Here is a 13322-nt window from a genome sequence, read left to right as displayed (position 1 = left end):
AGTGAACAACCGCTCCCACCCACAAGGAGACCCATTGTGAGCATCAAGCTCCCCGAGCTGCGCCCCGACGCCACCCTGTCAGACGTACGCAGCGCCCTCGCCGACGGGGCCCGGACCCTGCTGGAGCTGCGCTCCAAGCCGGCCGACGCCCGTGGCGACACGTTCGACGCCGACGCCAAGTCGGTGATCGACTTCATCCACGCCGCCAACGTGATCGAACAGGCGTTCACCTCCGTCGAGCGTGGCCGCATCGAGTCGGAGGCCCGTGGCCCCCGCACCGGTGAGATCGACCTCACCAACGACCGGCGTTCCATGGGCGCCCAGGTGACCGACGGCGACGCCTACGCCCAGTGGGCGACCCGCGGCCGGGCCGGCGGCCCGTTCGTTACCGAGGTCCGCAACCTGCTCGGCGGGTTCTCCGCCGGCGCGTACGACACGGGCGCCGACGGCTTCCTCGCCGCCGGCTCGCCGATGTACGTGCCCGCCACCGCACCCCGCCGGCGTACCTTCCTGCGGGACGTGATGAGCGTCCAGCCGACCGGGTTGCGGGTCGTGCCCTACGTGCGTGAGCTGGCCCCGATCACCAGCGAGTCGGGTGCCGGGATGACGTCGGAGGGCTCGGCCAAGACCGAGGCGACGATGCAGTTCGAGACCCACTCGGCGATCATCGAGAAGATCACCGCCTGGGTCCCGGCGACCGACGAGATCCTCACCGACGCCCCGACGCTGCGCGGCTACATCGATACGCGGCTGTCGTACATGCTGTCCATCAAGGAAGACGACCAGATCATCAACGGGACCGGCACGTCGCCGGAGATCACCGGCGTCGAAACGGTGTCGGGGACACAGACCCAGTCGACCCCGACCGGCGATTTTCCCGGCATCATCGGCAACTCCATCGCCAAGGTCGAGAACATGTACGGCGAGCCGAACGCTGTGTTGGCCAACCCACTCGACTACTGGGCGGCGGTCATCAAGCGCTGGTCGACCCAGCAGGACAACGCCGGCGGTGGTAACGCCCCCTCGGCGGAAGCCGGCATCACCTGGGGCCTGCCCGCCGTGCGTACCCGTGCCGTGGCGTCCGGTAAGGCGTACGTCGGTGACTTCCGCATCGCGTCCACGCTGTTCGATCGACAGCAGACCACCGTCCGGGTCGGCGACCAGCACTCGGACTACTTCACCCGCAACCTGGTTGTGGTGCTGGCTGAGAAGCGAATCGGCATCGCCTGGCATCGACCGGACCTCGTCGTGAAGGCGACCGTCCCGACCAGCTGATCCCCCCTGGGGCCGCCATGACGTCGCACTTCCCAGCTGCCACGCCAGGGGAGTGCGACGTCTGCGGTGGCCCCTGCCGGGAGCCGTTCACGCCCCCCCCTGCTCACGACCGGTACCCGTTCCTACCCGCCGAGGTGATCGTGGCTGAACCCCAACCCAAACTTGAGTCGGAGCCGGTGCGGGGGCGTCGTCGCGGTGAGCCACGGTCCCGATATCTCGTCGAGGACCGGGCCCGACATCTGACCGAGGACCGGTCGCGGCTGTGAGCCTCGTCACTGTCGCCAGGTATCGGGCGATCACCGGCGACACGGCCACCACCGCTTCCACGGTGACGGCACGGATCGAGGACGCCGTCGACCTGCTCGAAGAGGTGCTCGACCGCCCGCTGGAGAGCGCCGAGCGCACGGAGGCGCTGACCCCCACCCGGGATGGCAAGCTGTGGCCTCGCGCTGTCCCGGTCACCGACCCGGGCGACTACACCGTCGACGGCCTGGCGCTCAAGGGCGGCATGTTCGGCTCCACCACCTTCACCGTCACCTACACCGGTGGTTGGGTGGAGCCCTCGGCGGACCCGTCGGCCACTAACCGGCTGCCCGTGTGCATTGAGGAGGACCTCGCCTGGGCGGCTCATGCGCTCATCCACCCCGGCCCCGGCTTGGACGTCCCCGCCGGTGCGACAAGCGTGCAGCTCGGCGACGTGTCGGTGTCGTTCCGAGGTGGCGCCCCCGGGGTGAACCGCTCCGGCATCCGCTGGTCGAGGCGCACGCTCGCCTACCGCTACCGGGTGACCCGGAGCGTGTGATGCTCCTGTGGACGACCCGTGTCGACGTGGAGCGCCCCGACCCTGGCGGCGACGACGACCCGTACGAGGCGCAGACCTGGTCGCAGGTGGTGTCCAACTGCGCCACCCACATCGGCTCCCCGTCGGGACGTGACCTGCAGGTGGGCGGCGGCAAGGAGGTCGTCGACGCCGTGCTCCACGCTCCCGTCGACGTGATGTTCGCCCACGGTGACCGGGTGACCGAGCCGGCGTCCGGTGAGACGTGGACGGCCACCTGGGTGCAGCGCCGCCGAGGATTCGGTCTCGATCACCAGCGGGTCGGCTTGCGACGTGTGGACGGGGCGGCGTGATGGCCGGCTACGTGAAGCTCGACGAGGCCGGGCTGCGCCAGATGTTCGAGTCACCGCAGGGCCCGCTCGGCAAGTACCTGACGAAGGTCGCCGTGCGCATCGACCGGGAGGCGAAGCAGTCGATGAAGGGCGGCTCCGGGCGCACCTACCGTCGGGGCAAGGTGACCCACCGGGCGTCCGCCCCCGGCCAGCCCCCCGCCGTCGACACCGGCCGGCTGCGCTCGTCGATCACCCACGAGCTCGGCGCCAAGGGCCCCGTGCTTGTCGCCAGGGTCGGCACCAACGTCACCTACGCCAAACACTTGGAGCTCGGCACGTCCAAGATGCGCCCCCGGCCGTTCCTGCGTCCGGCGCTCGCCAAGGTGCGGGGGATGCAGCCGTGAGCACCTGGCCGGACGTCGAAGGCGGTCTGCGCACCTACCTGCGTGCCAACTCGGGTGTGTCCGCCCTGGTCGGCAACCGAGTGTTCTTCGGCGTGCCTCGCAAGGCGACCGAGACGTCGTTCCCACTGGTGACCGTGCAGCGGGTCGGCGGCGGGGCAGACCTGTCGGACGCCCCGGTGGACGTTGCGCTCCTGCAGGTCGACTGCTGGGGGTCGCTGAACGCCAACGGCGACCCGTTGAAGGTGACCGCCACACACCTGGTCAACACCGTGCGTGCAGCATTAGAGGCAGTGAACGGACGCACCACTCTCACCAGCGGGGTCGACGCCTTCGGCATCACCGTCGAGAGCGTCGTCTGGGCGCCAGATCCCGACAACGACCGACCTCGTTACTCCGTCACCGCAGAGGTGACGGCAATCGCTTCGTAGGAGGAGCAGCAATGGCAGCAGGTGGCACCCCCGGCAACGTGACCCTCGGTCCGGGCCGGCTCTACTACGCCCCCCTCGGCACCACCGAACCCACCTCATGCTCGGCGGCGTTGCCGTCGGCGTGGAAGGTGATCGGCTACACCGAGGAAGGCACCGAAGTGTCGACCGACTTGACGGTCGAGGACATCGAGGTCGCCGAGGAGCTGGACCCGATCGACCAGCTGATGACGAAGCGCACCACCACGGTGACGTTCACCATGGTGGAGGCCACTGCCGCCCGCCTCGCCTTGGCGATGGGCTCCGGCGCCGCTCGAGCCGACGACGCCTCGTCGTTCGAGTTCCCCGACTCGCTCACCGCGGTGATGCTCGTGTGGGACTCGACGGACTCCCCAGACGCCACCAACCGGCGTTGGGTGTTCCGCCAGTGCAAGCCGCAGGGCACAGTGGCGATGGCCCGCCGCAAGGCACCACAGAAGACCGGCATCGCGGTGACGATGGCGTGCGCCAAGCCGGACTCCACCACCGCCGCCGTCAAGGTGTTCCCCAACTCGTCCGGCCGAGTCTGACCGGGCCCGGGCGATGCCGCATCGAAGCTTCGATGCGGCTCGGCGGGCCTACCACGTCGAGCGGGACCCGATCACCTTCGACCTCGGCGGGGAGCGGTTCACCGTGCTTCCCGACCCGTCGCTAGGTGACGTGTTCGAGCTGATGGACGCCCCCGAGCCGACACCCGACAACGAGCAGCAGTCGGTCCGCATCCTCGCCAGGTTCATCCGCCGGATGCTTCCCGACAAGGACCGGTTGTCTTGGGACCGGGTGCTGCTCACCATCCCGTCGACCGAGTCGCCGGTCATCATCGAGCTGGCGTCCTGGATCACGGAGCAGATCACCACCCGCCCTACGTTGCCGCCCGCGCGCTCCTCGCGTGGGCGGCGGAGCACTGGGCGGACCTCCAAGCCCGAGCCGGCTGGGACAACCCGGTCGAGCTGATGCCTGCCTGGCGCGCCTTCGACTTCATCTACGACACCCTCGTCGGCGGGGTGACCGAGGAGTCGCGCCTGCGCATCGACGCTGCGCTCGGCGACGAGGCGGCCCGCGTCGAAATCGAGCGCCGCCGTCAGTCCGCTGTAGCGGCAGCGGGGTTCGAGGTGGGTTGATATGAAGATTGCCGAGGCGTACGTCGAGATCAAGGGCGACTACAAGAAGTTCCGCTCCGAGCTGACCAAGGAGGGCAAGTCGGCCGGCCAGCAGGTCGCCGGGGCGTTCGCCCAGGCGTTCGCTGCGGCCGCCTTCACCGCCGGCGTCGCCAAGTCGATCAACGCCGCCAACCGGCTGCAGCAGGCGGTCGGGGCAACCGAGGCGGTGTTCGGCTCGGCTGGGCGGGCGGTCAAGGAGTTCGCCGACACGTCCGCCCAGTCGTTCGGCATCTCGGCGTCGGCCGCCCGCGAGCTGACCGCCCAGATCGGGGCGTTACTGCAAGGCATGGGGTTCACCGCCGAAGAGGCGGCATCCACGTCGGTCGAGCTCGCCCAGCTCGGCGCCGATCTGGCCGCCACGTTCGGCGGCAAGCCGGAGGCGGCGGTGCAGGCGCTCGGCGCCGCCCTGCGCGGCGAGCGGGACCCGATCGAGCGCTACGGCATCAGCCTCAACGAGGCGGCTGTCAAGCAGAAGGCGTTGGAGCTGGGCCTGTACGACGGTGTGGGGGCGCTCGACGCCAACGGGCGGGCGCAGGCGACGTTGGCGCTCATCACCGAGCGGTCGGCGGGGGCGCAGGGTCAATTCGCCCGCGAGTCCACCACGGCGGCAGGCGCCCAGGCAATCGCCGCAGCGTCCGCTGAGGACGCTGCAGCGTCGTTCGGTGAGGTGCTGCTCCCCGTCTACACCCGGGTCGTTGAAGTCGCCGGGGCGTTGGCGGGGGTGTTCGGCAAGCTGCCCGCACCGGTGCAGACCGCCGTGGTGGCCCTGGCCGGACTGATCGCCTTCCAGGGGCCGATCCGGGCAGTGGTGACCCAGGCGAAGGCGTTGGAGGGGGTCCTGGGCAAGATAGGCGTGTCCGGGAAGACGGCTGCAGCGGGCCTAGGGGTGCTCACGGGGGCGTTGGTCCTCTATGAGCTCCACGCGGGGGAAGCCGAGAAGCAAATCCGAGAGCTGGCGTCGATGATGGACGACGAGTTCAAAGCGTCCATCCTCGACAGCGTCGACGCGCTCAGCAGGTTCCAGCCAGGCTTCGCAGACGAGATCTTCACGTTGGGCGACGCTGCTGGCTACTCGGCCGAGGAGCTGGTGAAGATGACTGCGCCTACGGCTGAGCTGCAGGCCCGCCTGCTGGAGCTCGCCGAGTCGGATGCCGCGTTCCGGGCCGGGCTGGAGGAGACTGGCATCACGCTGGAGCTGCTGCGCGAGATCGTCGGCAGCAACGCCGCAGCGCAGCAGCAGTACGAGGCGACGATGGCGGGCACGCAAGGCGCTGCGGAGGACCTTGGTGGCCAGCTCGGCAGCGTCACCGATGCCACCGTCAAGTACGGGCTCACCTCGGCTGAGGCTGCTCATGCCGCTGACGAGCTGACCCAGGCGATTGAGGGGCAGGAGCAGGCGCAGCGGGACATCTACACCGCGATCGTCGACAGCGTCGCCGCCTTGGTCAGCGCCGAGGATGCGATGTTCGCCGCCACCGAAGCGGTGAGCGAATACAACGCCTCGCTCGCCGAGCAGGCGGCGGCGTCAGACGATGCCAAAATGACGGCCGGCGAGCTGCGTGACGAGCTGGAATCCACTCGGGACTCGATCTTGGACGCCGCCGCCGCTCAGGTGGAGATGACCGGGGCGTCGCTCGACACCAAGGATGGCATCCAGCTTTACATCGACAAGATCCGCGAGCTGTCGCAGAACATCGCTCCTGGATCTCCGGTCGCCCAGGCGCTCGACGGGATCGTCGCCACGTTGGAAGCCCAGATGCATCAGGCCGAGCCTGCCGGCCAGGCGATCGGTAAAGGGTTGATGGACGGCATCGCCGCCGGCATCCGGGTGAACAGGATCATCGCCGAGAACGAGATGGCAGCAGTCGTGCGCCGCCTGCTCGACCGTGGCGTGAACGTGGCCCGGATTCGGTCACCATCGAAGGAGTCGGCCGAACGGATCGGCGAGCCGCTGGCCGAGGGCATCGCCGTCGGCATCGAAGCGGGCGCACCGACCGTGCGGCAGGCGATGGCAGACCTCGTCACCTCGTCCATCGAGGAAGCCGAGGATCTCGTTGATGGTGCCAAGTCAATCTTCGACGGTCTGTGGGACTCGATCGACGACGAGCGGCACCAGGAGCGGCTCCAGGAGGGCGTCAGCGACGCCAACGATACGCTCGCTGATGCCCGGCGTCGTCTCGTCGACGCCCAGCGTGCGCTAGCCGGGGCGACGCCGGGCACCGAGGACTACACCGAGGCGCAGGAGGATCTCGCCGACGCCCAGGAGCGGGTCGAGGACGCCGAGCGCCGGGTCCGCGACGCCAACTTGGACCTGCTCGAGTCGTCGCAGGACCTGATCGACCAGGGCCCCGAGGGGGAGGCGACGTTCGCCGCCCTCGGGGCCGCTGCCGGCCTGACCGAGGGGCAGGTCCGTGCGCTGATTCAGGCGTACAAGGACCTCAAGGCCGCACAGGGCGAGCTTGACGAGGCTAACGCCGCCAACCCGGACGCGCCGTCGTCGACCGCTGAGGAGCAGCTCGACGCCCGCAACCAGCTAGACGCTGCGATTGCCCGTGTCCGCCAGCTCGACGAGTCTGGAGCGTCCGACGGCGAACTGGCGGCCGCCATCGTCGCCGCCGCCAAGCTCGCCAAGAAGGTCAACGGCGGCAAGGGCCTCGACTGGCTGCGCTACTTCGCCGGCTCCTACCAGCGCACATGGGATGACCTGGCCGGCATTGAAGCGGCATGGGCCAAATCCGGCTTCGATGCCGGCGGTGTCGTTCCCGGCCCGATCGGGTCCCGCCAGGTGGCGCTCGTCCACGGCGGTGAGACGATCCTGCCCACTCACCGTCAAGGCGTTGGCACTTTGGATCCGGTCGAGTTCGGTGAGGCTGCAGCCCGGGCGTTCGCCCGGGAGATGCGCCGGATGGAGAGGGCCCGCTGATGGCGACCGTCACCCTCGACCGCATTTGGCTCAACCTGGCCAGCGACCCCGACACGCACTTGACGATCCGCCAGGCCACCTGGCCGGAGTCGTTCACTGTCTCCGCCGAGGTGCGCCGCTTCGCTGGCGGGGTGAAGCGGATAATCAGCCGTCCGGGTTCGACGGTCAGCGTCACCGTGGGGGCGCCGAAGGTGGCGATCGCCGACTGGCGGACCCTTAAGACCACGTTCGCTGGGGTGGCGGTGCTGATGCGCGATGGCCGCGGGTTCCGGGAGTGGGGGCTGATCTCCGACGTGCAGGGCACCCCGGAGCGGGCGGTGCAGGTGATGCGTGACGTCGCGTTCACGTTCACCTCGATCACCTGGTCGGAGGTGGTGTGAGGTGGCGGTCGACTACGGCTCCCCGTGGCTGCAGGTCGACTACGGCTTGGACCTGCTCGACTCGACTGGGGCGTGGGTGATGTCGCTCGACGACGACCTGGTCGCCGAATCGTTGTCGGTCGACATGGATGCCGAGCGCACCATCGGCGCCACGGTGTCGTTCGCCGTTACTCGCGAGCTCGACTGGGGTACCGCCCGGGTGCGCCCGAACGTCACGGTCACCGATGCCACCGGCGCCTCGGAGTCATGGGACCTGGGTGTCTTCGTGCTCGACACGCCGGAGCGGGTGATCGCCGAGACGCCGCCCACTTGGCAGGTGCAGGGGTCGGACCTGACGGCGGTGCTTGACACTCCGGCCGGCGCAGCAATGCAGGTCACCACGTCCGATTATGTGCTGACAAAGGTGGCGGACCTCATCGTCGCCCAAGTGCCGGGCGCCACGGTGAACCTGTCGCCGGTATCGGTGTTGACGGCGTGCACCGAGTGGTCGTGGCCGTTGGACGAGTCGAACACGGTGCTCAGGATCGTGAACGACCTGCTCGCCCAGGTCGGTTACGAGCCGTTGTGGTGTGACCGGGACGGGACCTTTCGGTCGGACCCGGTGCCCGTCGTTGCCACTCGCACGCCGGTTTTGACCATTGACGCCGACGCCGATGTGCCGGTGGTGGGTGAGGATCGCACCGTCGTCCATGACATGTGGTCGTCTCCGAACCAGTGGACGTTCGTGGCCGAGGCGCCTGCCGGTGATGCCCCGGTTGAGGGTGCCGGCCTGTACGTCGTGGCCAATGCATTTGACGGGCCGTCGTCGATCTCCGAGCGTGGTGGCCGGGTGGTGCGCAAGGTGGTGCGCCTGGCAGTCGCCGACCAGACGGCCCTCCAGGCGCTCGGTGACGCCATCGTCGCCGCCGACAGGGCGCAGACGATGGTTATTCGGGCAGTGGCGTCGCCGTTGCCCGGCCTGTGGCACGCCACCCCGGTCCGCTACGTCGACGCTGCGGTCCCGGTCGATGCCACGATGACCGTGGTGCGGTGGCGACTCGGCGTCGAGTCGCACGACCTGGAGCTCGTCGCCGGGTGGCTGCCGACGCTGCCCGAACGTGAGCGGCCCCGAATCACCTGGGGTGAGGTCGTGGATGCCACAACTGGGACGGTGCGCCCGGCCGGCGACGTCGCAAACCTGAGGACGAACAAGTCGACGGCCACGCTGGCGAACGGGGACATCGTGCTCCTGGTGCCCCGCGGCAGCGGTTACTCGGCAGTGAAGGTGAGCTGACATGACGGTGACGACGGTTGCATCCTCTCCGACCCTGCCGACCAACTTCTCGGGGCAGCGTCACGTCGCCCGGACGTCGTCGGGGCGGATCTGGGTTGCTCACCGGAATGCCACCGACCTGCGGTTCTCCTATTCGGACAACTCCGGCGGGTCGTGGACATTGGCGACACCGAAAATCACCGGGGCGATCAAGCAGTGGTGCTTGTTCATCGACATGGACGACAACGCCTGGGTGTCGCTGGTCGACGAGAACGACGACGCCAGGCTGTGGGTGAACCAGTCGATCACGTCGTCGTCGTCGTGGACATACAACCGCCCAATAGCCACGGCGGCGACGACGACGGCGGTGGTGGTGTTCAAGCATCCAACGCTGCCCAGCTGGTCGATTCAGGCGACCGGCTGGAACTCCGGGGGCGGAACCTGCTGGATGCACGTCCACCAGATCAACCGATACACGCTCCAAACCGTTAGCTCGCTCTACTCCTCCAACGCTTTTGACTCCATGACGTTGCTGTCACCGCTGGTGCTCGACTTCGCCCACACCGGTGACGGCAAGACGGCGACGTCGTCGCCTCACTTGTGGGTGGCCTATGTCCGGGACACCGACGATCTCGTGATGGGTCGATTCACGTGGACCGGTTCGGGTTACGCGTCGGCGTCATCCACAGTCGTTGACGTGACCGTGGACACCGCCGGCCCGATCGCCGGGGTGTTCGACGGGTCCCGTTTTGTCGTTGCCGCCCAGGACGCCACCGACTCGACCATCGTTGTCTACGAGCGCAACGCCGGCGACACCAAGACGACGACCCGCACACCGACAGCGTTGTCCGGCGGGGATGTCGACAGTTTGTGCCTGACTTCGAACAGCGCCAATGTGTGGCTGTTCGCCTCGGGGCAGACGGCCGACGACATATCCAGCTTGATGTACACCCGGGCGGCCGGGACGTGGGGGGCGTGGCAGACGGTTGAGGCGACCACGGTTGTGCACCCGTACGTGTCGTCGGAGCGATGCAACAATGCGTTGTCGAAGCGGTCGGTGGTGTGGTCGTCCTCCGCGGCGGTGAAGCATGAGCTGGTCGGTGCGAACCGGTCGCCGACGACGCCGACGTGGGTCACGACATCGGGGGCGTTTGACGAAGCCAGCGCCCACAACCTGACATGGCAGCACAATGACCCCGACGGCGATGCCCAGCATTCGTACAAGCTGCGACGTTCGGTCAACGGCGGGGCGAACCAGTGGTGGAACGGCACCACCTGGACCACCGAGGGCTGGGTCACGTCGTTGTCTACGGTGGTGTCGATCACTGCCGCCACGGTGGCTGACGGGGACAGCATTGCCTACTCGGTTGCCACGAGGGATGCCGACCTCGCGGAGTCCGGGTACTCGTCGACCCTGACGCTCACCTACTCGGCGGCGGCGACCCCGACGATTTCCTCACCGGCGGACGGTGGCACGGTCGCCGGGTCCACGCTCACCGTCACCTGGGCCGTGTCCGAGCAGGCGGCGTACCGGGCGATCCTCTACACGTCCGGTGACGTGATGCTCGCCGACTCGGGGTGGGTGACGTCGACGGCGACGTCGCACACCTTCAGCTCGGTCGAGATGGCGGACTCGACGTCGTACAAGGTGTCGGTTCAGACGCGGGGCGACGATGGGCTGGCCGGCGCCGCCGATACGAACACCTTCTCCGTCTCGTTCACACCGCCGACCACCCCGATCCTGACGGTGACAGCATCCGGCGGCAGCATCTCGGTGGCGATCGACAACGGTGCCACTGATTGGACCGACTCCTTTACCCGGTCGAACTCGACCGACATCTCCGGTGAGGGCTTCTGGACCGCCGATGCCGGCACCTGGGGGGTGCAGTCCAACGCCCTGGAGGTGACGGCTCTGTCCGGCGGCGTCGCCCGTGTCTTGGTGGACACCTGGTCGTACGTGCACGCTGTCGAGTTCGACTACGTGTTCGACGGCGACGCCTCTAACGACGCGTTCTACGTGGCCGTCGGCTGGGCGTCGGCGTCGAACTTTGTTCGGCTGCAACGGTCGGCCGCGTTCGGGACCTGGAACATTTACAAGACGGTCGGCGGCTCGGTGACGAACGTGACGAACCTCGGGCTGGTCGACACGTCTTCTGGCCGGTTCCGCCTGGAGTGGGGTGGGCTGAACACCTTGACCGTCTATCAGTCGTCGACTCCGGGAGGGACGGTGTCGCTGGTCGGTGCTTACACGGTGACCGGGATCACCACACCGGGTCGGTCGATCGCCTTCAAGGACGGCGAGGTGGGCAAGGTGGCGATCGACAACATGGAGATCTCGCCATCGCCGGAGTTCGCTTCCGTGTCGACCAACGATGTTTACGTTCGGGTGGCGTCCGGCGGCACCCGAACCGGTGAGCGCACCGTGGGCGACGACGGGGTGCGCATCGCCACCGGCGTCGCCGTCGACGCCACCTATGTCGACTGGGCGGTGTCGTCCGGCGTCGCGTTCGAGTACCGGGTGCTCGCCACAGCCAGCTCCAACGGAACGTCGGCGTGGTCGGCGTGGACCGGGTGACCACGTTTTTCCGGCGGCTGTTCGTCGCCGGGTTCGCCGTCGCCTTCGGCTGGGTGGCGGCAGCGGCCGCCTGGGTGTCGGTCATCGTGACGATCACCCGCCGGAATGAGACCAGGCGTCAACGTCGCCGGGAAGGATGGGGCCGATGACTGTGGCAACTAGGTACTTCGAGTGGGCTGATGGTGCGCCCGGCGCCCCGTACGACGCCTTGTCCCCCAACCTGCGGGCACTGCGTGAGGAGATGCAGAAGCGGTGGGGCGGGACCGTGCTCGGCGGGTATTTTGTGCGGCCGGTCCGGGGCGGGACCCGCTGGTCCGCGCACGCTTTCGGTGCAGCGATCGACCACGGGCTCGCCACCCGCCACGGCGGCCCCGGCATCAACACCGTCGAGAAGATCATCCTCCCCTGGCTGGTCGACAGCTCGGCCGAGCTCGGCATCCAGGTCGTGCACCACTACGCCAAGTGGTCGCAGGGCCCACACCAGGGTGCCAACCGGTGGAAGGCCGGCAAGGGCTGGTACGTCTCATCCATCGGGTCGGGCGACTGGTTGCACATCGAGACGCACCCGGACCGGTGGGCGGACGCCACCCCGGTCGACCAGCGTCTCGCCGCCCCGGCCCTAGACCTGCCCGAGTTCGCACCGGACCGGGGACTGTGGTCGCTGTGGCCGTTTTGGCAGGGCAAGCCGACCGTCCGCCTCGGCACGACCGGTGACGCCGTGCGCTACCTCCAGGGCGTGCTCAAGCACAAGGCCGGCCAGACCCAGCTCGGTCCGGTCGACGGGGTGCTCGGCAACCAGACCCTGTCGGCGGTGCTGAACGTCCAACGCTTCTTCACCCCACAAGCAGTCGACGGGGTCGTCGGCCCCAAGACGTGGACAGCGGTCGACTACCTGGCAGGGCTGCGGTGATGTTCGGCCGCAAGCGCACCCCGTCGACCGTGAAGGTCGTCGTCTACCGGGACGTGGAGGGGCGGTGGCGGTGGCGGGCGGTGGCGACCGTCAACGCCAAGATCCTCGCCATGTCGTCCGAGGCGTACAACGATGTGCGCGACGCCCAGCAAGCCATTCGGGCACTGTGGCCCGACGGCGTCGAGGTGGAGCAGCGGTGATCGTCCTGTCGATCCCGCCAGCCCCGTCGGGCGACAACGTCGAGGTGCTGTCGTGGGTGCTGGTGGCGCTCATCGTCATCATCGTGATGGGGGCGATCCTGGCCCTGCGCTCGGTGCGCCCGGTGCTGCATGAGATCCTCGAACACGTCGGGATCGTGAACAACACCGTCGACCGGGTCGAGGACTCCGTCAATCATCGCCACCCAGGAGCTCCCACCCTTGCGGACCATGCGGTGATGACCCGTGCCACCGTCGAGCGGCTCGAGGAGAACCTGGTCGACTTCGACCGGCGCAACGAGGCCATCCACCGGGAGATCATTGGCGACGTGTCCAGCCTGAAGGCGTGGGCTCGCCGGTGGGGTGACCTGCCGCCGGAGCCGTCGTCCGACGGCTCCGGCGGCAGGAACCGCAAGATCGCCACGGGAGGCTCGATGACCATGTCGCCTGAGAGATGTCCGTCAATCAATCCGGAAGGAGACGCCGATGCTCGCTGACCTGCTACCCGCCAAGGTGCGGTACTACGTGTACCTCACGCTGACCACTCTGCTCGGCTTGGAGCTCGTGTTCGACGTGCTCGACTCAGGGGTCCAGCAGAAGATCATTGAGGCGATGGCTGTGCTCGGCTTCATCCTCGCCGCCGGCAACACCAACAGGAGCAACTGAGGTACC

Annotated in this window: 17 protein-coding genes; all 17 read left to right on the top strand. The window is 68.3% G+C overall.

The genetic code is table 11. The features are described from left to right. Nucleotides 1-36 precede the first annotated feature (36 nt). On the top strand, nucleotides 37-1275 hold the full coding sequence (locus tag IPM43_01830; protein QQS25156.1) for a phage major capsid protein: 1239 nt from the start codon (nucleotides 37-39) through the stop codon (nucleotides 1273-1275). Nucleotides 1276-1537: 262 nt separating this feature from the next. Continuing rightward, complete coding sequence (locus IPM43_01825) at nucleotides 1538-2077, top strand: hypothetical protein (protein ID QQS25155.1); 540 nt, start codon at nucleotides 1538-1540, stop codon at nucleotides 2075-2077. Next, complete coding sequence (locus tag IPM43_01820; protein ID QQS25154.1) at nucleotides 2077-2406, top strand: hypothetical protein; 330 nt, start codon at nucleotides 2077-2079, stop codon at nucleotides 2404-2406. The genes IPM43_01825 and IPM43_01820 overlap by 1 nt, the downstream gene beginning before the upstream one ends. Then, complete coding sequence (locus tag IPM43_01815) at nucleotides 2406-2789, top strand: HK97 gp10 family phage protein (GenBank protein ID QQS25153.1); 384 nt, start codon at nucleotides 2406-2408, stop codon at nucleotides 2787-2789. Before IPM43_01820 ends, IPM43_01815 begins: the two co-directional genes overlap by 1 nt. After that, nucleotides 2786-3217 (top strand): DUF3168 domain-containing protein, encoded by a 432-nt coding sequence (locus IPM43_01810; GenBank protein ID QQS25152.1) that lies wholly within the window; start codon nucleotides 2786-2788, stop codon nucleotides 3215-3217. Before IPM43_01815 ends, IPM43_01810 begins: the two co-directional genes overlap by 4 nt. A gap of 11 nt (nucleotides 3218-3228) precedes the next feature. Continuing rightward, nucleotides 3229-3783 (top strand): hypothetical protein, encoded by a 555-nt coding sequence (locus tag IPM43_01805; GenBank protein ID QQS25151.1) that lies wholly within the window; start codon nucleotides 3229-3231, stop codon nucleotides 3781-3783. A gap of 13 nt (nucleotides 3784-3796) precedes the next feature. Beyond that, nucleotides 3797-4207 carry a hypothetical protein gene (locus IPM43_01800; protein QQS25150.1) on the top strand — a complete coding sequence of 137 codons (411 nt, stop codon included), beginning with the start codon at nucleotides 3797-3799 and terminating at the stop codon, nucleotides 4205-4207. Beyond that, on the top strand, nucleotides 4207-4374 hold the full coding sequence (locus tag IPM43_01795; GenBank protein ID QQS25149.1) for a hypothetical protein: 168 nt from the start codon (nucleotides 4207-4209) through the stop codon (nucleotides 4372-4374). The genes IPM43_01800 and IPM43_01795 overlap by 1 nt, the downstream gene beginning before the upstream one ends. A 205-nt stretch (nucleotides 4375-4579) precedes the next feature. Continuing rightward, complete coding sequence (locus IPM43_01790) at nucleotides 4580-7336, top strand: hypothetical protein (protein QQS25148.1); 2757 nt, start codon at nucleotides 4580-4582, stop codon at nucleotides 7334-7336. Next, on the top strand, nucleotides 7336-7716 hold the full coding sequence (locus IPM43_01785) for a hypothetical protein (GenBank protein QQS25147.1): 381 nt from the start codon (nucleotides 7336-7338) through the stop codon (nucleotides 7714-7716). Before IPM43_01790 ends, IPM43_01785 begins: the two co-directional genes overlap by 1 nt. Nucleotide 7717: 1 nt before the next feature. Beyond that, on the top strand, nucleotides 7718-8989 hold the full coding sequence (locus IPM43_01780; GenBank protein QQS25146.1) for a hypothetical protein: 1272 nt from the start codon (nucleotides 7718-7720) through the stop codon (nucleotides 8987-8989). 1 nt (nucleotide 8990) lies between these two features. After that, nucleotides 8991-11543 (top strand): hypothetical protein, encoded by a 2553-nt coding sequence (locus IPM43_01775; protein QQS25145.1) that lies wholly within the window; start codon nucleotides 8991-8993, stop codon nucleotides 11541-11543. Next, complete coding sequence (locus IPM43_01770) at nucleotides 11540-11692, top strand: hypothetical protein (GenBank protein ID QQS25144.1); 153 nt, start codon at nucleotides 11540-11542, stop codon at nucleotides 11690-11692. The genes IPM43_01775 and IPM43_01770 overlap by 4 nt, the downstream gene beginning before the upstream one ends. A gap of 92 nt (nucleotides 11693-11784) precedes the next feature. Further along, nucleotides 11785-12453 (top strand): peptidoglycan-binding protein, encoded by a 669-nt coding sequence (locus IPM43_01765; protein ID QQS26291.1) that lies wholly within the window; start codon nucleotides 11785-11787, stop codon nucleotides 12451-12453. Beyond that, on the top strand, nucleotides 12453-12653 hold the full coding sequence (locus tag IPM43_01760) for a hypothetical protein (protein ID QQS25143.1): 201 nt from the start codon (nucleotides 12453-12455) through the stop codon (nucleotides 12651-12653). Before IPM43_01765 ends, IPM43_01760 begins: the two co-directional genes overlap by 1 nt. Then, nucleotides 12650-13147 (top strand): hypothetical protein, encoded by a 498-nt coding sequence (locus IPM43_01755; GenBank protein QQS25142.1) that lies wholly within the window; start codon nucleotides 12650-12652, stop codon nucleotides 13145-13147. Before IPM43_01760 ends, IPM43_01755 begins: the two co-directional genes overlap by 4 nt. Next, a complete protein-coding gene (locus IPM43_01750; protein ID QQS25141.1) occupies nucleotides 13137-13316 on the top strand; it encodes a hypothetical protein in 180 nt (59 codons plus the stop codon). The genes IPM43_01755 and IPM43_01750 overlap by 11 nt, the downstream gene beginning before the upstream one ends. The last annotated feature ends 6 nt before the right edge of the window (nucleotides 13317-13322 follow it).

Source organism: Actinomycetota bacterium (assembly GCA_016700055.1).
GTDB lineage: Bacteria > Actinomycetota > Acidimicrobiia > Acidimicrobiales > Ilumatobacteraceae > Kalu-18.
Note: the sequence above shows the minus strand (reverse complement) of the source record. Positions and strands in the feature narration are given on the sequence as shown.